This is a genomic window from Halomonas elongata (assembly GCF_029081005.1).
Lineage (GTDB): Bacteria > Pseudomonadota > Gammaproteobacteria > Pseudomonadales > Halomonadaceae > Halomonas > Halomonas elongata_B.
In genome coordinates this window covers 37,853-61,599 of sequence record NZ_JAJQTQ010000012.1, presented here as the reverse complement: position 1 = coordinate 61,599, position 23,747 = coordinate 37,853, and the positions used below count along the sequence as shown (strand labels likewise).

The 23,747-nt window shown below is 65.4% G+C and carries 20 protein-coding genes; 13 read left to right on the top strand and 7 right to left on the bottom strand.

All coding sequences use genetic code 11. The features are described from left to right. Window positions 1–163: 163 nt before the first annotated feature. Window positions 164–820 (top strand): TetR/AcrR family transcriptional regulator, encoded by a 657-nt coding sequence (locus tag LU493_RS10690; RefSeq protein WP_275287783.1) that lies wholly within the window; start codon window positions 164–166, stop codon window positions 818–820. A 16-nt stretch (window positions 821–836) separates the two neighbouring features. Here the strand turns inward: LU493_RS10690 and LU493_RS10685 are convergent, their stop codons facing one another. Further along, window positions 837–2,213 carry an NCS2 family permease gene (locus LU493_RS10685; protein ID WP_275287782.1) on the bottom strand — a complete coding sequence of 459 codons (1,377 nt, stop codon included), beginning with the start codon at window positions 2,211–2,213 and terminating at the stop codon, window positions 837–839. Between the two features lie 174 nt (window positions 2,214–2,387). On the opposite strand from LU493_RS10685, the gene hrpB reads away from it, so the two are divergent. The 3 genes from hrpB to LU493_RS10670 all read left to right on the top strand — a co-directional run bounded on the left by hrpB (window position 2,388) and on the right by LU493_RS10670 (window position 6,142). Then, entirely contained in the window at window positions 2,388–4,850 is a 2,463-nt protein-coding gene (hrpB, locus tag LU493_RS10680) for an ATP-dependent helicase HrpB (protein WP_275287781.1), read from the top strand. A 66-nt stretch (window positions 4,851–4,916) separates the two neighbouring features. Then, window positions 4,917–5,369: a YchJ family protein gene (locus LU493_RS10675; RefSeq protein WP_275287780.1), complete on the top strand. Its 453-nt coding sequence runs from the start codon at window positions 4,917–4,919 to the stop codon at window positions 5,367–5,369. 308 nt (window positions 5,370–5,677) lie between these two features. After that, window positions 5,678–6,142, top strand: coding sequence for a copper chaperone PCu(A)C (locus LU493_RS10670; protein ID WP_275287779.1), 465 nt, complete (start codon window positions 5,678–5,680; stop codon window positions 6,140–6,142). Window positions 6,143–6,239: 97 nt separating this feature from the next. Here the strand turns inward: LU493_RS10670 and LU493_RS10665 are convergent, their stop codons facing one another. The 5 genes from LU493_RS10665 to hutI form a co-directional block, all read right to left on the bottom strand. Continuing rightward, window positions 6,240–7,574, bottom strand: coding sequence for a Na+/H+ antiporter family protein (locus LU493_RS10665; RefSeq protein WP_275287778.1), 1,335 nt, complete (start codon window positions 7,572–7,574; stop codon window positions 6,240–6,242). Between the two features lie 99 nt (window positions 7,575–7,673). Further along, window positions 7,674–9,212 (bottom strand): histidine ammonia-lyase, encoded by a 1,539-nt coding sequence (gene hutH, locus LU493_RS10660; RefSeq protein ID WP_275287777.1) that lies wholly within the window; start codon window positions 9,210–9,212, stop codon window positions 7,674–7,676. 174 nt (window positions 9,213–9,386) lie between these two features. After that, a complete protein-coding gene (gene hutU / locus LU493_RS10655; protein WP_275287776.1) occupies window positions 9,387–11,066 on the bottom strand; it encodes a urocanate hydratase in 1,680 nt (559 codons plus the stop codon). 44 nt (window positions 11,067–11,110) lie between these two features. Further along, complete coding sequence (hutG, locus tag LU493_RS10650; RefSeq protein ID WP_275287775.1) at window positions 11,111–12,052, bottom strand: formimidoylglutamase; 942 nt, start codon at window positions 12,050–12,052, stop codon at window positions 11,111–11,113. Then, window positions 12,042–13,268, bottom strand: coding sequence for an imidazolonepropionase (gene hutI, locus LU493_RS10645; RefSeq protein WP_275287774.1), 1,227 nt, complete (start codon window positions 13,266–13,268; stop codon window positions 12,042–12,044). The genes hutG and hutI overlap by 11 nt, the downstream gene beginning before the upstream one ends. A gap of 308 nt (window positions 13,269–13,576) precedes the next feature. Between hutI and LU493_RS10640 the strand changes: the two genes are divergently transcribed. Continuing rightward, window positions 13,577–14,905 carry a YjiH family protein gene (locus LU493_RS10640; RefSeq protein WP_275287773.1) on the top strand — a complete coding sequence of 443 codons (1,329 nt, stop codon included), beginning with the start codon at window positions 13,577–13,579 and terminating at the stop codon, window positions 14,903–14,905. A 75-nt stretch (window positions 14,906–14,980) separates the two neighbouring features. On the opposite strand, the gene hutC is transcribed toward LU493_RS10640, so the two are convergent. Then, complete coding sequence (gene hutC, locus LU493_RS10635) at window positions 14,981–15,691, bottom strand: histidine utilization repressor (RefSeq protein ID WP_275287772.1); 711 nt, start codon at window positions 15,689–15,691, stop codon at window positions 14,981–14,983. 106 nt (window positions 15,692–15,797) lie between these two features. Between hutC and LU493_RS10630 the strand changes: the two genes are divergently transcribed. The 8 genes from LU493_RS10630 (at window position 15,798) to LU493_RS10595 (ending at window position 23,656) form a co-directional block, all read left to right on the top strand. Continuing rightward, window positions 15,798–16,421 carry a DUF938 domain-containing protein gene (locus LU493_RS10630; protein ID WP_275287771.1) on the top strand — a complete coding sequence of 208 codons (624 nt, stop codon included), beginning with the start codon at window positions 15,798–15,800 and terminating at the stop codon, window positions 16,419–16,421. A 69-nt stretch (window positions 16,422–16,490) separates the two neighbouring features. Further along, complete coding sequence (locus tag LU493_RS10625; RefSeq protein ID WP_275287770.1) at window positions 16,491–17,441, top strand: sugar-binding transcriptional regulator; 951 nt, start codon at window positions 16,491–16,493, stop codon at window positions 17,439–17,441. Between the two features lie 378 nt (window positions 17,442–17,819). Further along, window positions 17,820–19,130, top strand: coding sequence for an ABC transporter substrate-binding protein (locus LU493_RS10620; protein ID WP_275287769.1), 1,311 nt, complete (start codon window positions 17,820–17,822; stop codon window positions 19,128–19,130). Window positions 19,131–19,215: 85 nt separating this feature from the next. Then, the gene (locus LU493_RS10615) at window positions 19,216–20,106 is read left to right on the top strand and encodes a carbohydrate ABC transporter permease (protein ID WP_275287768.1); all 891 of its coding nucleotides are present in this window, start codon (window positions 19,216–19,218) and stop codon (window positions 20,104–20,106) included. A 117-nt stretch (window positions 20,107–20,223) separates the two neighbouring features. Continuing rightward, window positions 20,224–21,012: a carbohydrate ABC transporter permease gene (locus LU493_RS10610; protein ID WP_275287830.1), complete on the top strand. Its 789-nt coding sequence runs from the start codon at window positions 20,224–20,226 to the stop codon at window positions 21,010–21,012. A gap of 12 nt (window positions 21,013–21,024) precedes the next feature. Beyond that, the gene (locus LU493_RS10605) at window positions 21,025–22,167 is read left to right on the top strand and encodes an ABC transporter ATP-binding protein (protein ID WP_275287767.1); all 1,143 of its coding nucleotides are present in this window, start codon (window positions 21,025–21,027) and stop codon (window positions 22,165–22,167) included. Window positions 22,168–22,176: 9 nt separating this feature from the next. Beyond that, window positions 22,177–22,854: an HAD family hydrolase gene (locus LU493_RS10600; RefSeq protein ID WP_275287766.1), complete on the top strand. Its 678-nt coding sequence runs from the start codon at window positions 22,177–22,179 to the stop codon at window positions 22,852–22,854. 25 nt (window positions 22,855–22,879) lie between these two features. Beyond that, the gene (locus tag LU493_RS10595) at window positions 22,880–23,656 is read left to right on the top strand and encodes an L-iditol 2-dehydrogenase (RefSeq protein WP_275287765.1); all 777 of its coding nucleotides are present in this window, start codon (window positions 22,880–22,882) and stop codon (window positions 23,654–23,656) included. The last annotated feature ends 91 nt before the right edge of the window (window positions 23,657–23,747 follow it).

Here is a 23,747-nt window from a genome sequence, read left to right as displayed (position 1 = left end):
TGAACGAATCGGCGAGCGGAGCAAAGCGCAAGGCGCCCGGAGCGCAAGAACCGGAGCCTATGCGGTATAGGTGAGGATTCTGAGCACCGCGTAACGTAGCGATTTGCCCGCACAGGCATTTGTGCCGTGCTTCCTAAACCTGTCGTCGAGCTGATGAGGGTTCATGGCCAAGGCAATGCAGTACAGCGAACAAGAGGGCGGAGCGATCCGCCAGCGCAACGAGAGGGCTATCCTGGCGGCGGCGGAACGCGTCTTCGCGCGGCACGGTTATCGCGGCGCCAGCCTGCAGGAAATCGCCGAGCAGGCCGATCTGCCCAAGTCCAATGTCCTCTATTACATGGGCAGCAAGCGCAAGCTTTACGTGCGCCTGCTGGAACGCATGATGGCGCGCTGGAACGCGATGCTCGATGACATCTCGGCCCAGGACGATCCCGCCGAGGTGCTCTCCGCCTTCATTCGCTCCAAGATGCAGATGTCGCGACGCCACCCGGAAGGTTCGCGGTTGTTTGCCAGCGAAATTCTCGGCGGCGCCCCCTTCCTTCAGGAGTACCTGCGTGGCGAGTTGCGCGAGTGGGTGCAGAGTCGTGCGGCGGTGTTCCGGGAGTGGGCCGATCGGGGCCTGATGGACCCGGTCGATCCAGTCTGGCTGATCTTCTTGATCTGGTCGTCCACCCAGCACTACGCGGATTTCGAAGCCCAGGTGCTGGGCATCACCGGTCGCGAGGCACTGGGTGACGACGATCTCGAGGACATCACGCGTTTTCTGACCCGGGTGGTCCTGAAGGGCTGCGGGGTGCGTCACCCCGAGCCCGTCACGTAATCAGAGGTTTCCTTGTCTACTGGGTGGTCAGCAGCATCAGCACGGCGAGGGCTGCCGTGACCCACATGGCCGGCTTGATTTCCTGCACCTTGCCGGTCAGCGCCTTGATCAGCACGAAGCTCATGAAGCCGAAGGCGATGCCCAGGGTGATCGAGTAGGTCAACGGCATCAGGATGATTGCCAGGAAGGCCGGGAAGGCCTGGTCGAAGTGGCTCCAGTCGATCTTGCTGATCGGCGTCATCATGAACAGCCCGACCAGGACCAGCGCCGGGGCGGTGGCGATGCTGGGCACCAGCGACAGCAATGGCGAGAGAAACAGGAAGGGCAGGAAGAGGAGCGCGATGACCACCGCCACCAGGCCGGTGCGTCCGCCCTGGGCGACCCCGGCCCCGGATTCGATGAAGGTCTGGGCGGCGCTGGTACCAAGCGGTGCCGCGATCATCGAGGCGAAGGCATCCACCGTCATCGAGCGCTTGAGATTGCGCGGATTGCCTTCTTCATCCTTGAGGCCGGCGGACTCGGAGAGTGCCATGAAGCAGGACAAGGCATCGAAGAAGTTGGTGAACAGCATCACGAAGATGAACGGCAGGTAGGCGACCTTCAGCGCGCCGATGATGTCGACCTGCATGACGGCGCCGAAATCGGGCCAGGCGGCCAGGCCGTTCCAGGCCACCATCACCTCGTCGCCCCAGAACCGGCCCATGGGCGCGGCCAGCAGCGTGGTCAGGGCGATGCCCATGATCAAGGCGCCGTTGAAACGCATGATCACGAAGATCGCCGTGGCCACCAGGCCGAGGAAGAAGGTGACCAGGCTGGCATCGATGGTGCCCAGCGATACCAGGGTGGCGTCGCTGCCGACGATGAAACCGGCGTTCTTCAGACCGATGAAGGTGATGAACAGGCCGATGCCGCAGGTAATGGCGTAACGCAGCGACAGCGGGATGGCCTCGATGACCGCCCGGCGCACGTTGAACAGCGCCAGGGTGGCGAACAGCACCCCGGACCAGAACACGCAGCCCAGTGCCACCTCCCAGGACAGGCCGGCGCCCATCACCAGGGTATAGGTGAACAGCGCATTCATGCCCATGCCCGGTGCCACCAGGATCGGGTTGCGTGCATAGAGACCCATGGCCAGGCTGCTCATGAAGCTGATCAGCACCGTCGCGGAGAGGGCGGAGGCGAAGGGAATACCGGCATCGGAGAGGATTGCCGGATTGACCACGATGATGTACATGCCGGCCAGGAAAGTGGCGATGCCGGCGAGAATTTCGGTCTTCAGGCTGGAACCGCGACGGCTGACGCCGAACCAGCGATCGAGGGAAGGCAGGTCCTCCTGTTGGGACGCGGCCGAGCGCGAGCCCCCGACGGGGCGGGTGGTAGTGGTCTGTTGCATACCATTGGACCCTGTTTGTTGTTGTGGGCGGAACGTCAAATTGTCATTTCCTGACCTTTTGGTCAAGGTGTCGAAAGCCAAGCCTAGAATCGCTGGCGCGCCTTGGCAAGTCGAAAACGGGATGGAGGCCATGATGGCGACAGGGCTCGGACGAGAGTGGGCAAGGACATGAAGATGCCGAAAACGACGCACCACGGCGCCGATACGATGGCGCTGCCCATCGAAGCGCGGCTCGAGGCGATCCTCGAGGCGTTGAATGAGCACGCCTGCGCCATGCTGGTGGCCGAGCCGGGGGCCGGCAAGACCACGCGAGTACCGCTGGCATTGCTCGACGCCGAATGGTGCCGAGGCCAGCGCTTATTGCTTCTCGAACCACGCCGTGTCGCTGCCCGCCTGGCGGCGTCTCGCCTGGCCGAGACGCTGTCCGAGCCGGTCGGGCAGACGGTCGGTGTGCGGATGCGCGGCGAAACGCGGGTGAGCGACCGGACGCGGCTCGAGGTGGTCACCCAGGGCGTTCTTACGCGCATGTTGCAGGAAAATCCGCTTCTGGATGGCGTATCCGGCATTATCTTCGACGAATTTCATGAACGAAGCCTCGATGCGGATCTGGGGTTGGCCCTGACGCTGGATGCCCGGACCGTGCGTGATGATCTGCGACTGCTGGTGATGTCGGCGACGCTCGATGTCGAGGCGCTTGCCGCGGCCCTGGGTGCCGAGACGCCGTTGATCGAGTGTGAGGGTCGCCAGTTCCCGGTGACGACACGCTACCGGCCACCGGGGGCTCGCGCCGAGGTGGATCGCCATCAAGCGGCGATCGTCGAGGAGGCGTTGGCCAGCGATGACGGCGATGTCCTGGTGATACTGCCGGGCGTCGCCGAGATTCGTCGGCTGGGGCGGCGGCTCGACGAACGTCTGCCGTCGTCGGTCGTCATCCATGAACTGCATGGCCGAATGCCCCTGGCGGCGCAACGCCGGGCACTGGTACCGGATACCGAGGGGCGCCGTCGGGTGGTGCTGGCGACTGCCATTGCCGAGTCCAGTGTGACCGTCGATGGCGTGCGCCAGGTCATCGATGCCGGCCGCGAGCGGCTGCCGGTCCATCAAGCGCGTACCGGTCTCACACGACTCGAGACGCGCCGGGTCAATCGTGCCAGTGCCGACCAGCGTCGGGGGCGTGCCGGCCGCCAGGCGCCGGGTGTCTGCTACCGCCTGTGGTCGGAAGCGCAACCCCTGCCACCGGATCGTGAGCCGGAGATCCGTCAGAGTGACTTGATGCCGCTGGCCTTCGAGCTGGCACGCTGGGGCATCACCGAGCCTGGTGCGCTGACCTGGGTGACGCCGCCGGCGCCGGCCGCGTTGGCGGCGGGGCGCGATGGACTGGTGCGGCTCGGGGTGCTGGACGGCGAGCATCGCCTGACTCGCTTCGGGGGCGACTGTGCGCGCTGGCCGGTACATCCACGCATGGCGGTGATGCTGGAAAGGGCCGGGCGACTCGAGGCTCGTGCCCTGGCCTGTGGTCTGGTGGCCCTGCTCGAGGGGAGGGATGCCGATGATGAACGTGACCTCGCCGAGGCTCTGCGGCGTCGCTTCGCCGCGCCGGAAGACCACCGGCGTTGGCGGCGCGATGCCGAGCGACTGACCTCCATTGCCCGGGTACGACTTGAGGTGGTCTCGGACATGGCACCCCTCGGTGAGCTGCTGGCCTTGGCCTGGCCGGAGCGCATCGCCCAGCGCGTCGAGGTGGGACGTTTTCGGCTGGCGTCGGGCGGCCAGGCGTGCTTGCCGGCGTCCCACCCGCTGGCCCACGCTGACGTGCTGGTGGCGGCGGAGCTCGATGGGGAGCAGGGCGGCGGTCGTATCTTCCGTGCCGCCGCCCTCTCGGTGGCTGGCCTCGAGGCCTTGTATCCCGAGGCTCGACAATGGCGGGACCATCTGGAATGGTCCGATGCCCGGGGCGAACTCGTCGGGGAGCGTCGGCGCGGCCTGGGGGCGGTGGTGCTCGAGCGCGGTCCGCTGCACGACAAGTCGCCGGAGGCGGTACGCCATGCCTTGCTGGAGGCCCTGGTCCGTCGCGCCGAGCTGCCGTTCGATGACGAGGCGGAACAGCTGCGCGGCCGGGTGGCGCTGTTGCGTCGTCATCTCGGCGAGGCCTGGCCGGATTGGTCCGACGCGACCCTGCTGGCGACGCTGGACACCTGGCTCGGCCCCTATCTGGACGGCATCAAGCGGCTCGGTGAGGTGGAACGCCTGCCCCTGAAGCGGATCCTGCTGGATCGTCTCGACTGGACGCTGCGGGCCCGGCTGGACGAGCTGGCCCCCAGCCATCTCGAGGTGCCCAGCGGCTCACGGATTCGCCTGGATTATCGCGGCGAGACGCCGGTGCTGGCCGTGAAGCTGCAGGAAGTGTTCGGCTGGCAACAGACACCGCGACTGGTAGACGGCCGGATCGCGCCGCGTCTGCACCTATTGTCGCCGGCGCGGCGCCCCCTGCAGGTGACCGAGGACCTGGCCAGTTTCTGGGCCAACGGTTATCCCGAGGTGCGCAAGGAAATGCGCGGCCGCTACCCCAAGCACCCCTGGCCGGAGGATCCACTGGCATCACCCGCCACGGCGCTTGCCAAGCGTCGTCGTCGATGAGAGCGCTGAGAAAACGGGGCGCGATGGGTATGATAGCGCTCTCGATACGAACCCGGAGGCTCGAGGATGAACGATGATCGCTGCCCCTGCGGCACTGGCCATGCGCTCGCCGAATGCTGCGACCGCTACCATGCGGGCACACCGGCGCCGACGCCGGAGGCCCTGATGCGTTCGCGGTTCAGCGCCTTCGCGCTGGGGCGTAACGACTATCTGCTGGCGACCTGGCACCCGGAGTTTCGGCCGGCGAGCCTGCCGGATGTCGACCCGACCGAATGGATCCGTCTGGAGATCATCGACAGCCAGGCGCAGGGCGATCAGGGACGCGTGCACTTTCGTGCCACCTTCCGCGAGGGGCGCCGCTGGGGCGTGCTGGAGGAGACGTCCGCATTCAGTCGGCTCGAAGGCCGGTGGTGTTATGTCGATGGCGAGCCGAGCGTCATGCGGCTCAAGCCGGGTCGCAATGATCCCTGCCCCTGCGGCAGCGGGAAAAAGGGCAAGCAGTGTTGTCTCCGGGCGTGAGCATGGCGCTTGAGCGGCGCCCCATGGCCGTTTAATATCCGCGCATGCCGTATACCCGTGGTCTCGCCTTCTGTCCGGGGCTTCCTGCCGGGGAGCCGCGATATGGCTCTGTCCTTTCCTTTCCTTTCCCTTCCCTGGACGCTACTGTGTCTCCAGCCGACTCCTGGGGCTGTCCAGACGGTCGACAAGCATCGACGATTTTCAGACAAGGCGTAATGACCAGCCGGTCCTGGCGTCGGGCTGAGCGAGCACATGTCACTCGAGACATGTACGGTTGCTGAAAAGGCTGGAAAGGAGAAGGGCCCAAGATGGATGTCAAGCGGGAACTCAAACGCCGGATCTCGGCCGCTTCGCTGGGGAGTCTTGCGGCATGCCTGTTGATGGTGCCCCTGGGCGCGAGTGCCGAGGAACTGGATGCCATGGAGGCACGCATGCGCTTGCTGCCGGGGAATACGCCGGCAGCGGGGTATTTTCGCCTCGATAACACCGGCGATGAAACCGTGGTCCTCGTGGGGGCACAGAGCGAGGCGTTCGGCAGCATCGAGCTGCATCGGAGCATGAGCCAGGATGGCATGGCCAGCATGGAGCCGGTGTCGCGGCTCGAGGTGGCGCCGGGTGAGGAACTGACGTTCGCTCCCCAGGGATATCACCTGATGCTGATGGCCCCGTCCGGGACGCTGTCCGTGGGGGATGAGGTCGAGATCACCCTGGAGTTCGAACAGCGTGAATCGCTGACCGTAGATTTCGAGGCCGTGTCTCCGACCTCCATGTAGGCGGGGAGAGGTATGGTTGCAGAACCTGACGCCCAATCCCCCGCTGTTTCCAGCGGGGGATTGCGTTGAACACGGTTTCGCTTGGCGACTGGGCGGTTCAGAGCGTCATGGCGGCGACCCAGCCAAAGGCGACCAGCGGGATGTTGTAGTGCAGGAAGGTCGGCACCACGCTGTCCCAGATGTGGTCGTGCTGGCCGTCGGCATTGAGGCCGGCGGTCGGCCCGAGGGTCGAGTCGGAAGCCGGTGAGCCGGCGTCGCCGAGGGCGGCGGCGGCGCCCACCAGGGCGATGGTCGCCATGGGCGAGAAACCGAAGTTCAGCGCCATGGGCACGTAGAGCGAGGCAATGATCGGAATGGTCGAGAACGACGAGCCGATCCCCATGGTGATGAAAAGTCCCACCAACAGCATGATCAGGGCGGCCAGTCCCTTGTTGTCGCCGATCACCTCGGTGGAGCTGGTGACCAGTGCCTCGACCTGGCCACTGGCCTGCATCACGCTGGCGAAGCCCGCCGCCGAGATCATGATGAAGCCGACCAGCGCCATCATGCGCATGCCTTCGGTGAAGATGTCGTCCTGCTCATGCCAGCGGAAGACGCCGCTCACCGAGAGCAGGGCGAAGCCGAAGAGCCCGCCGATCACCATCGACCCGGTGAACAGCTGAACCGTGACGGTACCCACCAGGGCTGCCGCCAGTACCAGCATCTGCCAGGGCTTGAGGTGCTGGGCGGCCTGGCTGGGCGTCTCGTCGCCGTGGGCGAGATCGATGTCCTGGTAGTCGCGCTTGCGGCGATAGCTGAACAACAGGGCCACCACGAGCCCCAGCGCCATGCCACCGATGGGCACGATCATGGCCATCGGCACCATGCCCGCCGTCACGTCCAGGCCATTCTCGTTGAGATTGGTCAGCAGGATATCGTGGAGGAAGATCGAGCCGAAGCCGACCGGCAACAGCATGTAGGGGGCGGTGATGCCGAAGGTGATCACGCAGGCCACGGCGCGGCGATCGAGCTGCAGGTGATTCATGAGCTTGAGCAGCGGCGGCACCAGCACCGGGATGAAGGCGATATGCACCGGGATCAGGTTCTGGGAGCTCACGGCCGCGGCCAGCAGCACGCCGAGCAGGGTGAAGACGATCAGTTGACGGTTGGGAATCCCGTCGTCCAGCCCCAGCTTGGCGATGGCCTTGTTGGACAGCAACTGGGTGATGCCCGAGCGTGACAATGCCACGGCGAAGGCACCCAGCACGGCGTAGGAGATCGCCACCTTGGCACCGTTACCCAGGCCGTCGTTGAAGGCGGAAAGGATCTCGCCCAGCGGCATGCCCGCGTAGAGACCGCCGACCAGGGCGGCGGCGATCAATGCGAACACGACGGACACTCGCATCAAGCTGAGGGTGACCATGACCAGGATGGCCAGGACTACTGCGTTCATGTCTTGTCCTTGTTGAGAATGTCGATTGTTGTTGGTGTCGTGCCTTCCCGTTGCTGATACGGCGGGCCCGGGAAGGCGCGACGGAGCGATGGTTGCTGGTCAATTCACCTGGCTGGGCAACAGGTCGGCGGGCGCCAGACGACTGAGGTGGCGTTTCGCGAGGAGGGCGCTGGCGGCGTCGATATCCGGCGCGAAGAAACGGTCCTTGTCGTAGTAGGCGACACGCTCGCGGAGTACCCGGCGAGCCTCTTCCAGGGTGTCGGTCGTCTTGAGGCCGTCGCGGAAATCCAGTCCCTGGCAGGCGGCCAGCCATTCGATGGCGAGGATGCCTCGCACGTTATCGGCCATTTCCCACAGCCGCTTGCCGGCGGCCGGCGCCATGGAGACGTGGTCTTCCTGGTTGGCCGAGGTCGGCAGGCTGTCGACGCTGTGCGGGTGCGAGAGTGCCTTGTTCTCGCTGGCGAGCCCGGCCGCCGTCACCTGTGCGATCATGAAGCCCGAGTTGACGCCGCCGTGTTCCACCAGGAAGGGCGGGAGCTGGGACATGTGCTTGTCCATCATCAGGGAGACGCGACGCTCGGTGAGCGAGCCGATCTCGGCGATGGCCAGCGCCAGGTTGTCGGCCGCCATGGCGACCGGCTCGGCATGGAAATTGCCGCCGGAAATGATATCACCCTGCTCGGCGAACACCAGGGGGTTGTCCGAGACGGCGTTGATCTCGATGCCCAGGACCTCGGCGACCTGGCGGATCTGGGTGAGGGCGGCGCCCATCACCTGGGGCTGGCAGCGCAAGGAATAGGGATCCTGGACCTTGCCGCAATCGACATGCGAGTCGCTGATCTCGCTGCGCTCACCGAGCAATTGCCGGTAGGCGGTGGCGGCATCGATCTGGCCACGCTGGCCGCGCACGTCATGGATGCGGGCATCGAAGGGCGAGCGTGAACTCAGGGTCGCTTCCACGGTGAGCGAGCCGCAGACCGTGGCGGCGGCGAACAGGTCCTCGGCATCGAACAGGCCCTTGAGCGCGTAGGCGGTGGAGACCTGGGTGCCATTGAGCAGGGCCAGACCTTCCTTGGGTGCCAGCGACAACGGTTCGAGGCCGGCCTTGGCCAGGGCTTCTTGGGCCGGCAGCCATTCTCCGCGATGGCGTGCCTGCCCCTCGCCAAGCAGCACCACGCTCATGTGCGCCAGCGGGGCCAGGTCGCCGGAGGCGCCTACCGAGCCCTTGAGCGGGATGTGCGGATAGATCTCGGCGTTGATCAGTGCCACCAGGGCATCCAGGACCTCACGGCGAATGCCGGAGAAGCCGCGAGCCAGGCTGTTGACCTTGAGCACCATGATCAGTCGCACCAGCTCGTCGTCCATGGCGGCGCCGACGCCGGTGGCATGGGACAGCACCAGGGAGCGCTGGAGATCCTCGAGCTGATTCTTTTCGATGCGAGTCTGGGCCAGCAGGCCGAAGCCGGTGTTGACGCCATAGACGGTGCGATCTTCCTCGACCACGCGATTGACGCAGTCGACGCCGGCGGCGATATCGGCATCGGCACTGGTCGGCAGGGAGACCTGGAGAGGGGCTTCGAAGACCCGGCGCGCCTGGGCCAGGGTCATCTTGCCGGGTTGTATCTCGAGATGGTTCATAGGGAGTTCCTCATCTCGCCGAGCCGGAGCTTGCCGGTGGCAGGCACTACGCGAAGGTGCTGTGAACCCATCCCTGGGCGCTACCGATGCCATCCTTGGCATCGGACCTTCGCTTCGACCTGCCACCGGCGCTCCCTGTACCAGCGAGAAGCATGGCTGTGGATGTAGAAGGTTTTACTTGTCGATCATCGGCAGGTCGAGGCCATTCTCCTTGGCGCACTCCTTGGCGATGTCGTAGCCGGCATCGGCATGACGCATGACGCCGGTCCCCGGGTCATTGCGCAGTACTCGGCCGAGGCGGGCATGGGCATCATCGCTGCCGTCGCAGACGATCACCACGCCGGCATGCTGGGAGTAGCCCATGCCCACGCCGCCGCCGTGGTGCAGCGACACCCAGGTGGCGCCGCCGGCGGTGTTGAGCAGGGCGTTGAGCAGCGGCCAGTCGGAGACGGCGTCGGAGCCATCCATCATCGACTCGGTCTCACGGTTGGGGCTGGCCACCGAGCCGGAGTCCAGGTGATCGCGACCGATGACCACCGGCGCCTTGAGCTCGCCGTTTCTGACCATCTCGTTGAAGGCCTGGCCGAGCCGTGCGCGGTCCTTGAGGCCGACCCAGCAGATGCGTGCTGGCAGGCCCTGGAAGCTGATGCGCTCGCGAGCCATGTCCAGCCAGTTGTGCAGGTGCGGGTCGTCGGGGATCAGTTCCTTGACCTTCTGGTCGGTCTTGTAGATGTCCTCGGGGTCGCCGGAGAGAGCCGCCCAGCGGAAGGGGCCGACGCCTTGGCAGAACAGCGGGCGGATATAGGCCGGCACGAAGCCGGGGAAGTCGAAGGCGTTCTCGACGCCTTCTTCCTGGGCCATCTGGCGAATGTTGTTGCCGTAGTCGAAGGTCGGGATGCCTTGCTGCTGAAAGTCGAGCATGGCTTGCACGTGCACGGCCATGGAGCGCTTGGCGGCCTTGACCACCGCCTCGGGGTCGGTCTTGCCGCGCTCGACGTAGTCGTCCCAGGTCCAGCCGGCGGGCAGGTAGCCATGCAGCGGGTCGTGGGCGCTGGTCTGGTCGGTGACCATGTCCGGACGTACGCCGCGCTCGACCAGGGCCGGCAGCACGTCGGCGGCGTTGGCACACAGGCCGATGGATACCGCCTTGCCCTCGGCGGTGTAACGCTCGAGACGCGCCAGGGCGTCGTCAAGGTTTTCGGCCTGCTCGTCGAGATAGCGGGTGCGCAGGCGGAAGTCGAGGCGCGATTGCTGGCACTCGATGTTGAGCGAGCAGGCGCCGGCCAGGGTGGCGGCCAGTGGCTGGGCGCCGCCCATGCCGCCGAGGCCGGCGGTGAGGATCCAGCGGCCCTCGAGGTTACCGTCGTAGTGCTGGCGGCCGGCCTCGACGAAGGTCTCGTAGGTGCCCTGGACGATGCCCTGGGAGCCGATGTAGATCCAGGAGCCGGCGGTCATCTGGCCGTACATCATCAGGCCTTTTTTATCCAGCTCGTTGAAGTGCTCCCAGTTGGCCCAGGCCGGTACCAGGTTGGAGTTGGCAATCAGCACCCGCGGGGCGTCCTTGTGGGTCTCGAACACGCCGACAGGCTTGCCGGACTGGATCAGCAGCGACTGGGTGTCCTCCAGGCGCCGGAGGGTCTCGACGATCTTGTCGTAGCATTCCCAGTCCCGGGCGGCGCGGCCGATGCCGCCGTAGACCACCAGGTCCTCGGGGCGTTCGGCGACGTCCGGGTGCAGGTTGTTCATCAGCATGCGCAGCGGCGCTTCGGTGAGCCAGCTCTTGCAGGTGAGCTCGCTGCCGGTGGGGGCGCCGATCTTGCGGCTGGGGTCGTGACGCTTGTCGGTATGGGACATGGAGGATTTCCTCATGGTCAAGAGTCTGATGGCCGATGTGTGGGTCAGCCGTTCAGGGTGAGCAGATGGACGAGGCGCGCCGCCACTCTGGCGGTTCGGCCATCGATGTCATGGTCGGGGTTCAGCTCGGCAAGGTCGGCCAGGCACAGCTTGCCGCTGTCGCGTACCGTCTCGACCAGCGGCTCGAGCAGTGCCTGGGATACGCCCCGGGCGGCGGGGGCGCTGACGCCCGGCGCCTCGGCGGCGGGCAGCACGTCGAGATCGATGGTCAGGTAGAGGACGTCGCAACGGGCGATGAAGCGTTCCAGGTCGCGCTGGATGGCGTCGATTCCGGTGTGCGTGATGTCGCGATCCTCACGGATCAACACGCCCAGGTCGTCGGCGCGCTGGAACAGCGCTCGGGTGTTGGCGGCCCGGCTGACGCCCAGGCAGGCGTAGCGAAACGGCCAGCCGTTGGCCTGACACGCCTCGGCGATCTGCGAGAAGGGGGTCCCGGAGGAGCGCACATGGGCCGGGTCGCGCAGGTCGAAGTGGGCATCGAGGTTGATGATGCCGACACGCGGTCGTGTCTCGCGGGGCGCGAGGTGCCGGGCGAGTCCTTGCCAACTGGCATAGGCGACTTCGTGGCCACCTCCGAGCACGATGGGCAGGTGGCCGGCGTCGAGCAGCGGGGCCAGGCGCTCGGCCAGAGCTTCCTGAGCGGCTTCCAGGGCGTCGCCGTCGCAGCTCACGTCGCCGGCGTCGAAGGCCGGTCCCTCGCGATGCCAGGCCAGGGGCGCAAGCGCACGACGGATCGCGGAGGGGCCGGCGGAGGCGCCGACCCGGCCCTGGTTGCGAGCCACGCCGGCATCGCAGGCGAATCCGAGCAAGGCACACCCGCTCGGGGCGTCCTCGGTGAGGGGCGCGATGCGCTGGTGCCAGCGATCGCTGTCGGGTTCCGGGTCAATGCGGCCCTGCCAGGGACTCATGTCGATCTCAGTGGCCATGCGCATGATCCTCCACGGGTTGGCCGGCGACGACGCGCTGGCGCAGCCGACTGGGCTGGACGGCATAGGCGAGTTCCGCCGGGGTGTCGATGTTCCAGAGGCAGAGATCGGCGGGAGCACCTTCGCGCAACCTGCCGAGTTCGGGCATTCCCAGGGCCCGGGCGCCGTGCGCGGTCATGCCGGCCAATGCCTCTCGAGGGGTGAGGCGGAACAGGGTGCAGGCCAGGTTGAGCATCAGGGTCGGCATGAACAGCGGCGAGCTGCCGGGGTTGGCGTCGGTGGCGACGGCCATCGGTACATCGGCCTCGCGTAGCCCGGCGATGGGCGGCTGCTGGGTCTCGCGCAGCGTGTGGAAGGCACCCGGCAGGATCACCGCCACGCTGCCGGCATCGCGCATGGCGGCGATGCCGGTGTCGTCGAGATATTCGATGTGGTCGGCGGACAAGGCGCCGTGACGGGCGGCCATGGCGGAGCCGCCCAGATTGGACAGCTGTTCGGCATGGGCCTTGATCGGCAGGCCATGGGCCTGGGCCGCCTCGAAGACGCGCTCGCACTGGGCCACCGAGAAGGCGATCTTCTCGCAGAAGACGTCGACGGCGTCGGCCAGCCCCTCGGCCGCGGCCGCCGGGATCATCTTGTCGCAGACCAGGTCAATGTAGCCGTCACTGTCGCCTGCGTATTCCGGCGGCAGGGCGTGGGCGCCGAGCAGGGTCGTGACGACGCGCACCGGCCGGGCCTCGCCGAGGCGGCGGGCGACGCGCAGCATCTTGAGCTCGTTCTCCACGTCGAGGCCGTAGCCCGACTTGATCTCCACGGTGGTCACGCCGTCGGCGAGCAGGGCGTCGAGGCGCGGCAGGGCGGCGGCGAACAGCGCGTCTTCGCTGGCTTCGCGCGTGTCGCGCACGGTGCTGATGATGCCGCCGCCGCGTCGGGCGATTTCCTCGTAGCTGACGCCTTCCAGACGCGACTCGAACTCGTCGGCGCGACCGCCTCCGAACACCAGGTGGGTGTGACAATCGACCAGGCCCGGCGTCATCACGCCGCCGCTGCCCATCGGAAGGCACGTATCGGCGAGGGAGGCCGAGAGGTCACGCATCGGGATCAGGGAGTGGATGCGGTCGTCCTCGACGATCACTGCCATGGCATCGGGCAGGGTCTGCTGGCCGTCGAAGACGGTGACGTCCTGCCAGAGTCGGCGAGTCCGGGGATGGGTCATGCTGACGCCTCCTGATGTCTTTGTATATACAAATACATTAGCGCATTATTCCTGCGTCGTCACCCCGTTGCGTCGGGTCTGTCCGAGGCCGTGATGTCAGGTTGATTGTCCATGAGTGAGTGATTTTTAATTTTTAAAACAAGTAACTATGATTTTCGTTGGGTTGCTTTTGAATAAGCCGTCGCGAATATGTTTGACCAAAGTATCATGGGTGTGGACGGGCGCGTTCATGGCGTGGGAATTCCCTATGATGTATATACAAAGTATCAACGACGACCTCGCTCACCACGACAATTCAGGAGCCATCCATGGCGAATTCCCCATCCGACGCCTCCCGACGTCGGGGCCCCTCGACGGCCACCGTGCTCAAGCTGTTCGTGCCCAGTCTCATCGGGGTACTGATCTTCTTCGTGCCGATGACGCTCGGTGGCAAGACGACGATCCCGCTGGATCACATGGTGACCGGCGCGCGAAGCCTGCTGGGCGAGGGTAGTGGCCTTTATGCCCTGGCGCTGATCGTCGCCGGGGCGCTCTATCCCCTGGTCAAGGGAAGCTGGCGGCGCAGCATGACCGAGCGGGTCTTCACCGTGCTCAAGCTGGCCGGTGTGGCGGCGGCGGTGATGGCCTTGACCGGTTGGGGCCCCGGCTTTCTGCATGAACCGGACATGCTGCCCTTCCTGTTCGACAAACTGGTGATTCCGGTGGGGTTGATCGTGCCGATCGGCGCCATCTTCCTGGCGCTGCTGATCAGCTTCGGCCTGCTCGAGCTGATCGGTGTGCTGGTCCAGCCGGTCATGCGGCCGGTATGGCGCACGCCGGGGCGGAGTGCGATCGATGCCGTGGCCTCCTTCGTCGGCAGCTATTCCATCGGCTTGCTGATCACCAACCGGGTCTACCAGGCGGGACAGTATTCGGCTCGGGAGGCGGCGATCATCGCCACTGGCTTCTCCACGGTATCGGCGACTTTCATGATCATCGTTGCCAAGACGCTGGAACTGATGGAGATCTGGAATCTCTACTTCTGGTTGACCCTGGCCATCACGTTCACGGTGACCGCGATCACGGTACGGATTCCGCCCCTGTCGAGCATGGACGACAGCAAGCGTGACGGTGAGCCGGAGGCCGTGCCGGGGCGTCGTCTCGCCACCGCCTGGCGTACCGGGCTCGAGGTGGCCGAGCGGGCGCCGAGCCTGTCGTCCAGCGTGGCGCTGAACTTCCGCGAGGGGCTGTTGATGGCGATCAGTATCCTGCCGTCGATCATGTCGGTGGGGCTGGCCGGTCTCTTGCTGGCCAAGTACACGCCCTTGTTCGAATGGCTCGGCTGGGCCTTCTATCCCTTCGTGGCGATCTGGGGGCTGGACGAAGCCGCCGCCCTGGCCCAGGCCTCGGCGGCGGGGCTCGCCGAGATGTTCCTGCCGGCCCTGCTGATGGGCGATGCCGGCCTGGTGGCACGTTTCGCCGCCGGCGTGGTGTCGGTCTCCTCGGTGCTGTTCTTCTCGGCCTCGATTCCCTGCATCCTGTCCACCAGCATCCCGTTGTCGGTAGGGCGCATCGTGGTGGTGTGGTTCCTGCGGGTGGCGCTTAGCCTGCTGCTGGCAGTGCCGGCGGGTTACCTGGTGCAAGCCCTGGCCGCTTGAGGAAAATGGCGTTTGTCCCGGGCCCTGGAGATAGTGGGGCGCCGGGGCGGCGTCAGCGTTTAGGGCGGGGAGCAGTCACTTGGTATGCAGCGAGGAGCGCAGCTTGTAACGGTCGCCGGGGTGGATCAGGCGGGCGTAGCTGATCAGGTGGTCCCCCGACCAGGTGCGCCGGATCATTCTCAGGCAGGGTTCGTGGGGGGCGATGTCGAGACGTCGCGCGGTGTCGGCATCGACCAGCACGGCCTCGACCACGTGCTCCACATCGTTGATCGGGCAGGCCGCCACCAGCACCTCATTGGGGGTGTGCCGGGTGAAATCCGTTTCCAGGTAGTGGGGCACCCGGCTGGGATTGACGTAACGATCCTCGAGCTGGATGGGTATGCCGTCCTCGCGATGCACGATCAGGGTATGGAAGACCCGGGCGCCGTTGCGGACTCCCAGGTACACCGAGATCTCGTCGTCGGCGTCCAGTGCCTCGGCACGCAGGACTTCGCTGGTGTAGACGTGTTCCCGGCTGCGGACTTCCTCGGCGATGTTGTGCACCTCGATCAGCGAGGACTCGGCCTTGCGGTCGGTGACGAAGGTGCCGACTCCCGGCTGACGCGTCAGGTATCCCTTCTGGACCAGGTCGCGGATCGCCTTGTTGGCGGTCATGCGACTGACGCCGAATTCCTCGGCCAGCCGTTCCTCGGGCGGAATGCGGTACTGCGGGGCCCAGTCGCCGCCATGAATCTTTTCCAGCAGGTGGCGTTGTATCTTCAGGTAGAGGGGCAGGGAGCCGGCCATGCGTTATCCTGTGCGTCCATTCCGGTGGAAACGGGAAAAGCAAGGGAACGGCGACACCCGCCGCCCCGTGTTCCAGGCACTTTCGGACAATGCCCAGGAGTCCATGATGTCACGAACCGATCATCGGGGCACATCCCCGACGCGCCTCAAGAGTCCCGCCGCCGCGCGTAATCGCGAGCCGATCCTCGCAGTGCTCGAGGAGGTATTGCCGGCGCGAGCCCGGGTGCTCGAGCTGGCCAGCGGCAGCGGGGAACACGGGCTGCATTTTGCCTCGGCGATGCCGGGCTGGCAGTGGCAGCCGAGCGATGTCGACGCGCACTCCCTGGCATCCATCGAGGCCTGGCGAGAGACGTCGGGTCCGGGCAACCTCATGGCGCCGATTCGTCTCGATGCCACCGGTGCCTGGCCCGACGAAACGTACGACGCCATCGTGGCCATCAACCTGGTGCATATCTCGCCCTGGGAAGTGATCGAAGCGCTGGTGGCTCGGGCCGGCGAGCGGCTGTCGGTCGGCGGAGCGCTCTATCTGTATGGGCCTTATCGGCGCGAAGGTCGACACACGGCGCCAAGCAACGCTGCCTTCGACGAGGACCTGAGACGCCGCGATGCGCGCTGGGGCATACGTGACCTCGAGACGGTGGTGGAAGTGGCCAGGCCTCACGGGTTGGCATGCGAGACGGTCGTCGAGATGCCGGCCAACAATCTCAGCGTGGTACTGCGTCGCCGGTGAGCGAACATTGTGCAACCCCGGCAGCCTTGCGATGATGCCGGGCATGTCGATCGGTCAGTGAGTCGAAGAGTGGACAAGTTCGAGGTGAAACTGGACCAGGCGGCGCGGGCGGCCTGGCTCTCCCATGTGGGAGGCTGTACCCAGGACGAGATCGCCGTCCAGTTGGGCGTCTCCCGTCCCGGTGTGCAACGCCTGCTGGCGCTGGCGCGTCAGGAGGGCCTGGTCAAGGTCCATATCGACCATCCCATCGCGCAGTGCACGGCGCTGTCCCAGACGATTCGCGACGGTTTCGGTCTGGCATTCTGCGATGTGGTCCCGGCCGATGCCGAGGCGGGGGCGGATAGCGCCCATTATCTGGCAGTGGCCGGTGCCGAGCGTCTCGCGCGCCTGCTCGAGCGATCCGAACCACTGACCCTGTCGTTGGGCACGGGGCGTTCGGTACGCGCCACGGTGGAGGCGCTGAGACGGTTCGACCGTCCGCAGCATCGCATCGTCTCGCTGGTGGGCAACATCGCTCGGGACGGCTCCGCCAACCGCTATGACGGTGTCATGGTGCTTGCCGACAAGACGGGCAGTGAGCGCTTCCTGCTGCCCGCGCCGGTCGTGGCGGGTTCGGTCGCCGAGAAGGAGGCACTGCAGGGGCAGCCCCTGTTCCAGGCCATCGCCGAAGTCGCGCGCCAGGCGCAGGCGGCCTTCATCGGGGTGGGGCGAATCGATCGGCAGGCCACCCTGTTTCAGGATCACTTCATCAGCGAAGCCGAGCTGGACGAACTGCTGTCCCGGGAGGCTGTCGGTGAACTGCTCGGCTGGCCCATGAATGCCGAAGGCGAACTGATCGACTGCTCGACCAGCCGGCGCGTCACCAGCCTGCCGTTGTCGATGTTCCGCGACCAGGAAATGGTGGCCCTGGCCGGAGGGCGGGGCAAGGCGCCGGCGATTCTCGCGGCCCTGCGCGGGGGATGGTTGAAGAGTCTGGTGACCGATGAGCAGGCCGCGCGGTATATCGTCGAGCACTTGTGATCGGAGCTTCGAGCCACGAGCTACGAGATACGAGATACGAGATACGAGATACGAGATACGAGATACGAACCCCCGGCCGGGCTGCTCGAGCGGTAATCTCCGTCGTCTGCTTTTGACGAGAGGCTCACGTCAGTCGTCATCCTGCTCGCCGCTCGCCGCTAGCTTCTAGCTTCTAGCTTCTAGCTTCTAGCTTCTAGCTTCTAGCTTCTAGCCTAAAGTCTAAGCACTCCGGCTTTGCGTTTTGAACGTCTCTATCCGATCATTTGATCAGTCGTTGATTTCATTGATCGGTAATGAGCGAAAGGACAGCGGGAGTCCCCGTCGTCCTGAGACAACAACAACGCCTCCCACGAGGCATCAACGCAACAGGAGCACGCCATGCAGCGTCATCGTCTACTTCCCCTGGCCGCCGTCGCGGCGCTGGGCGCCACGGCGGCCCAGGCCGAGACCATCACGGTGGCTACCGTCAACAATAACGACATGGTCATCATGCAAGGGCTCACCGAGGCCTTCGAGAAGGCACACCCCGACATCACCCTTGACTGGGTGGTGCTGGAGGAGAATGTGTTGCGCCAGCGCATGACCACCGATATCGCCACCGATGGCGGGCAGTTCGATGTCATGACCATCGGCAGCTACGAGGCGCCGATCTGGGCCGAGCGTGGCTGGCTCGAACCGCTCGACGACCTGCCCGAGTCCTACCGGGTCGAGGACCTGCTCAAGCCGGTCCGCGATGGTCTCAGCCATGATGGTACCCTGCATGCGCTGCCGTTCTATGCAGAAAGCTCGATGATGTACTACCGCAAGGACCTGTTCGAGCAGGCCGGCATCGAGATGAGCGAGCAGCCGACCTGGAGCGAGGTGCAGGAGTGGGCCGGCAAGCTCAACGACCCTGATAACGAAGTGGCCGGTATCTGCCTGCGCGGGAAACCGGGCTGGGGCGAGAACATGGCATTCGTCTCGACCCTGGTGAATACCCATGGTGGCCGCTGGTTCGACATGGACTGGAATCCCGAGATCGACAGCGATGCCTGGCAGGAGGCGGTCTCTTTCTATGTCGACCTGCTCAATGATTATGGGCCGGCAGGGGCGAGTTCCAACGGCTTCAACGAGAACCTCGCGCTCTTTTCGCGGGGCAACTGCGCCATGTGGGTCGATGCCACCTCGGCGGCCGGCAAGCTGTTCAATCCCGACGAGTCCCAGGTCGCCGACCAGCTTGGCTTCGCCCCGGCGCCGGTGGCCGAGACACCGAAGGGCTCGCACTGGTTGTGGTCCTGGGCCCTGGCGATTCCGAGCTCCTCGGAATCCACCGAAGCGGCCAAGACCTTCATCAGCTGGGCGACTTCGCAGGAATACGTCGAACGGGTCGGCGAGCAGGAAGGCTGGACCAGCGTGCCTCCCGGCACTCGCGAATCCACCTATGCCGATGAGCGTTACCAGCAGGCCGCACCCTTCGCCGGTTTCGTGGTCGACGCGATCCGCGACGCCGATCCGCTGGATTCCACTCTCGAGCCCAATCCCTATGTGGGCGTGCAGTTCGTCGGCATTCCTGAGTTCCAGTCGATCGGTACCCAGGTGGGGCAGATGATCGCCTCGGCCCTGACCGGGGAAACCAGCGTCGAGCAGGCGCTGCAGGCCGCGCAGCGCGCCACCGAACGGACCATGCAACGCTCCGGCTATCTCGACTGACACGCAGGCGTCATCCATGGCGGCGCCTGGCGCGCCGCCTGGATCGAGTGCCGCTTGCGGCGTCCCAACCGACGAGTGACGACCCATGAACAAGACTCGAGCCTCCGGCCGTACTGTCGGGGGACTGCGCACCTTATCGCTGCAGGCCCCCGCGGTAACCCTGCTGTTGCTCTGGATGCTGGTGCCGCTGGGCATGACCCTGTGGTTCTCCTTCCAGCGCTACAACCTGCTGATGCCCGGCATGAAAGGTTTTGCCGGGCTGGAGAACTATCAGTACCTGCTGAGCGATCCCGCCTTGTGGTCGGCCATGGGGACGACCCTGTTGCTGGTGGGCTGGGTCCTGGCGATCACCGTGGTGGGCGGGACCCTGCTGGCGGTGCTGTTCCAGCAGGATTTCTTCGGTCGCGGCATTGCCCGGGTGCTGGCCATTTCGCCGTTCTTTGTCATGCCCACGGTCAGTGCTCTGGTGTGGAAGAACATGATGATGCATCCGGCCAACGGGGTACTGGCCTGGCTCGCCGAATCCTTCGGCCTGCCGGCCCTGGACTGGTTCTCCAGCCTGCCCTTGACCTCGATCATCATCATCGTCTCCTGGCAGTGGCTGCCCTTTGCGCTGTTGATCCTGCTGACCGCCATGCAGTCGCTGGATGACGATCAGGTCGAAGCCGCCCGCATGGATGGCGCGGGCCCGGTGGCGATCTTCTTCTTCATCACGCTGCCGCATCTCAAGCGGGCGATCAGCGTGGTGATCATGATCGAGATGATCTTCCTGTTGACCATCTTCGCCGAGATCTTCGTCACGACGTCCGGTGGGCCGGGACTGGCCACTACCAACCTGGCTTACCTGATCTATATCCGCGCCTTGCTCGACTTCGATGTCGGGACGGCGTCCGCTGGCGGGGTGATCGCTATCATTCTCGCCAACATCGTCGCCATCTTCCTGGTCCGCATGGTGGCCAAGAACCTGGAGCAATGAGCCAGGCACGCTGAGGAGATTCTTCCCATGACGACGACCCTGTCGACCAAGAACACGCCGATGGATGCAGCCCGCGGTGACGCTGCGGCCCGCGCCAGGCGATTGCGCGGCTTCGGGATGGCGGTCCTCGGCTGGACGGTAGCCCTGGTCATTTTCTTCCCGATCTTCTGGATGATCCTGACCGGCTTCAAGACCGAAGCCGAGGCCATCGCCGAGCCGAGCCTGATCTTCACGCCGACCCTGGACAGCTATGTCGAGGTGCAGGAACGCGCCAATTACCTCAAGTTTGCCTGGAACAGCGTGGTGGTGGCCTTCGGCTCGACCCTGCTGGCACTGTTGATCGCCATTCCATCGGCCTATTCGATGGCCTTTTTGCCGACCAGGCGCACCAAGGGCACCTTGCTGTGGATGCTGTCGACCAAGATGCTGCCACCGGTCGGCGTTCTGGTGCCGATCTATCTGTTGTTCCGCGATCTGGGGCTGCTGGACACCCTGACCGGACTGACCATCGTCTACACGCTGATGAACCTGCCGATCGTGGTGTGGATGCTCTACACCTTCTTCAAGGATCTTCCCCGAGACATCCTCGAGGCGGGGCGCATGGACGGCGCGAGCACGCTTCAGGAAATCGGTTATCTATTGCTGCCCCTGACACTGCCCGGGATCGCCTCCACCGGTCTGCTGTCGGTGATCCTGAGCTGGAACGAGTCTTTCTGGAGCCTCAACCTGACGACCTCCCAGGCGGCACCGCTGACCGCCTACATCGCCTCCTTCTCGAGCCCCGAAGGCCTGTTCTGGGCCAAGTTGTCCGCCGCCTCGACCATGGCCATCGCGCCGATCCTGGTATTCGGTTGGCTCACCCAGAAGCAAATGGTCCGAGGCCTGACCTTCGGCGCAGTGAAATAAGAGGACAATGACATGGCAACCCTGCAACTCAACAGCGTCGTCAAGCGCTTCGACGATACCCAAGTCATCAAGGGTGTCGACCTGGAGGTCAAGGATCAGGAGTTCGTGGTCTTCGTCGGCCCATCCGGATGCGGCAAGTCGACCCTGCTGCGCATGATCGCCGGGCTCGAGAGCACCACGTCCGGGGATATCGTCATCGAAGGCCAACGGGTCAACGATCTGGGACCCGCGGAACGCGGCCTGGCCATGGTGTTCCAGAGCTATGCCCTCTATCCGCACATGACGGTGGAGGACAACATGGGCTTCAGTCTACGCCTGGCCGGCGTGGCCAAGGAACAGCGACGCCAGAAGGTGCTCGAGGCGGCCCGCATCCTGCAACTGGAGCCGTTGCTGGATCGCAAGCCGAAGGCCTTGTCCGGCGGTCAGCGTCAGCGGGTGGCGATCGGCCGGGCCATCGTGCGCAATCCCAGCATCTTCCTGTTCGACGAGCCGCTGTCGAACCTGGATGCGGCCCTGCGCGTGCAGATGCGTATCGAGCTGGCGCGCCTGCACGAGGAACTCAAGGCAACCATGATCTACGTGACCCACGATCAGATCGAGGCCATGACCATGGCCGACAAGATCGTGGTACTGCAGGGCGGGGAGGTGGAACAGGTCGGCTCGCCCATGGCGTTGTACCACCATCCTCGCAACCGCTTCGTGGCCGGTTTCATCGGCTCGCCGAAGATGAACTTCCTGCCGGTGAGCGTGGTGTCGGCCGGCGGCGAGGGCGTGGACGTTCGCCTGCCCGGCGGCGGCACGACTCGGGTGCCGGTCGACGGACGGGATTGCGACGCTGGCGAGTCGCTGACGCTGGGCGTTCGCCCGGAGCACCTGACGCTGGACGAAGCGGGGCCGCTGCGGGCACGCATTCAGGTCATCGAACGCCTGGGCGGCCAGACCTCGCTCTACGTGGACATGGACGATGATCTTCTGACGCTGATGGTGGATGGCGACGTTACCCATCGTGTGGGCGACGAGGTCCGTTTCAATTTCGAGCCGCGTCGCGGACATCTTTTCACCGGGGATGACCTCGCGCTCGAGAGTCTCGAACGCCATCCGCTGGCGTCCCTGACCCGTCAGGACAATCGTGCCGCCAGCGATACCGAAGCCTGAGGAGCGGACATGGAAAGGCTGATCTTCGACTGCGATGGCGTATTGGTGGACAGCGAGGCGCTCGCCGAGGCGACCCTGGCCGAACGGTTGTCGACGTGGTTGCCCGACGTCGATATCGAGGCGCGACTGGGCGAGGCTCTCGGTTTGACCACGGGGGCGATCCTCGAACGTCTCGAGGCACTCAGCCGTCATGCGCTGCCTGCCGATGCGCTGCGCGCCATCGACCGCGAGATCGAGCGGCGTCTGGCACGGGAATTGTGCGCCATCGATGGCGTCGCCGAGGTCATCGAGCGACTGGGCATGTCGATGGCGGTGGTGTCCAACAGTCATCGCGGACGCGTACGAGACTCGCTGGCGAAGACCGGGCTGGACACCCTTCTGGGCGAAGTGCCGATCTTCTGTGCCGAACAGGTAACAGATCCCAAGCCGGACCCCGGGCTCTATCGACTGGCCGCCGAGACGTTGGCGTCGCTGCCGAGGGACTGTCTGGTGGTGGAGGACAGTGTGGCCGGTGTCACGGCAGCCCGAGCGGCCGGCATGACAGTGATCGGTTTCATCGGGGCCAGCCATGTGCCGCCCGGCCAGGCGGAGCGGCTGCTCGAAGCCGGCGCCTGGCGTGCGATGACGAGCATGCATGAATTGCCGGCGCTGGTGATGGCCTGGCGCAGACAACGCCTCGCCGGATGAACGACGACGAGAAGGAGACCGTGGGATGAAACTCACCGACAAGGTCGCGGTGGTGACCGGCGGCGCGCGGGGGATCGGCCTGGCGATCGCCGAACGTTATCTGGCAGAAGGTGCCCGGGTGGTCGTCGCCGATGTCGACGCTGCGGCCATCGATGAAGGGCTGGCGTCGCTGGATGCCGGCGACAAGGCCATCGGGCTGCAACTGGATGTGCGTGACAGGGCGTCGATCGATGCCATGGTGGCGACGGTCCTGGAACGTTTCGGTGCCATCGACATCCTGGTCAACAACGCCGCGGTATTCGATATGGCGCCAGTGCTGGACGTGCGGGAGGAAAGCTTCGACCGACAGTTCGAGGTCAACGTCAAGGGGCTCTTCTTCACACTCCAGGCGGTGGCCACGGCAATGGTCGAGCAGGGCCGGGGCGGGGCCATCCTCAACATGGCCTCCCAGGCCGGCCGGCGTGGCGAAGCGCTGGTCAGCACCTACTGTGCCACCAAGGCGGCGGTGATCAGCCTGACGCAATCCTGCGGACTGGACCTGATCCGGCATGGCATCCGGGTCAACGGCATCGCCCCCGGCGTGGTCGACACGCCGATGTGGGAAGAGGTGGATGCGCTGTTCGCACGATACGAGGGACGCCCGCCGGGCGAGAAGAAGCGGCTGGTCGGCGAGGCGGTGCCGATGGGGCGGATGGGTCGTCCGGAAGACTATGCCGGGGCGGCGGTCTTTCTGGCCAGCGACGACAGTGACTACGTCGTCGCCCAGACGCTGAATGTGGATGGCGGCAACTGGATGAGCTGACGATTGGTCGTCGATTTTTGCCTTGTGACCCACATGGAGGTGGGAAATGCGTTGGCCCGCCGGGAGCGGGCCTAGCCCTGGTCATCGCTCG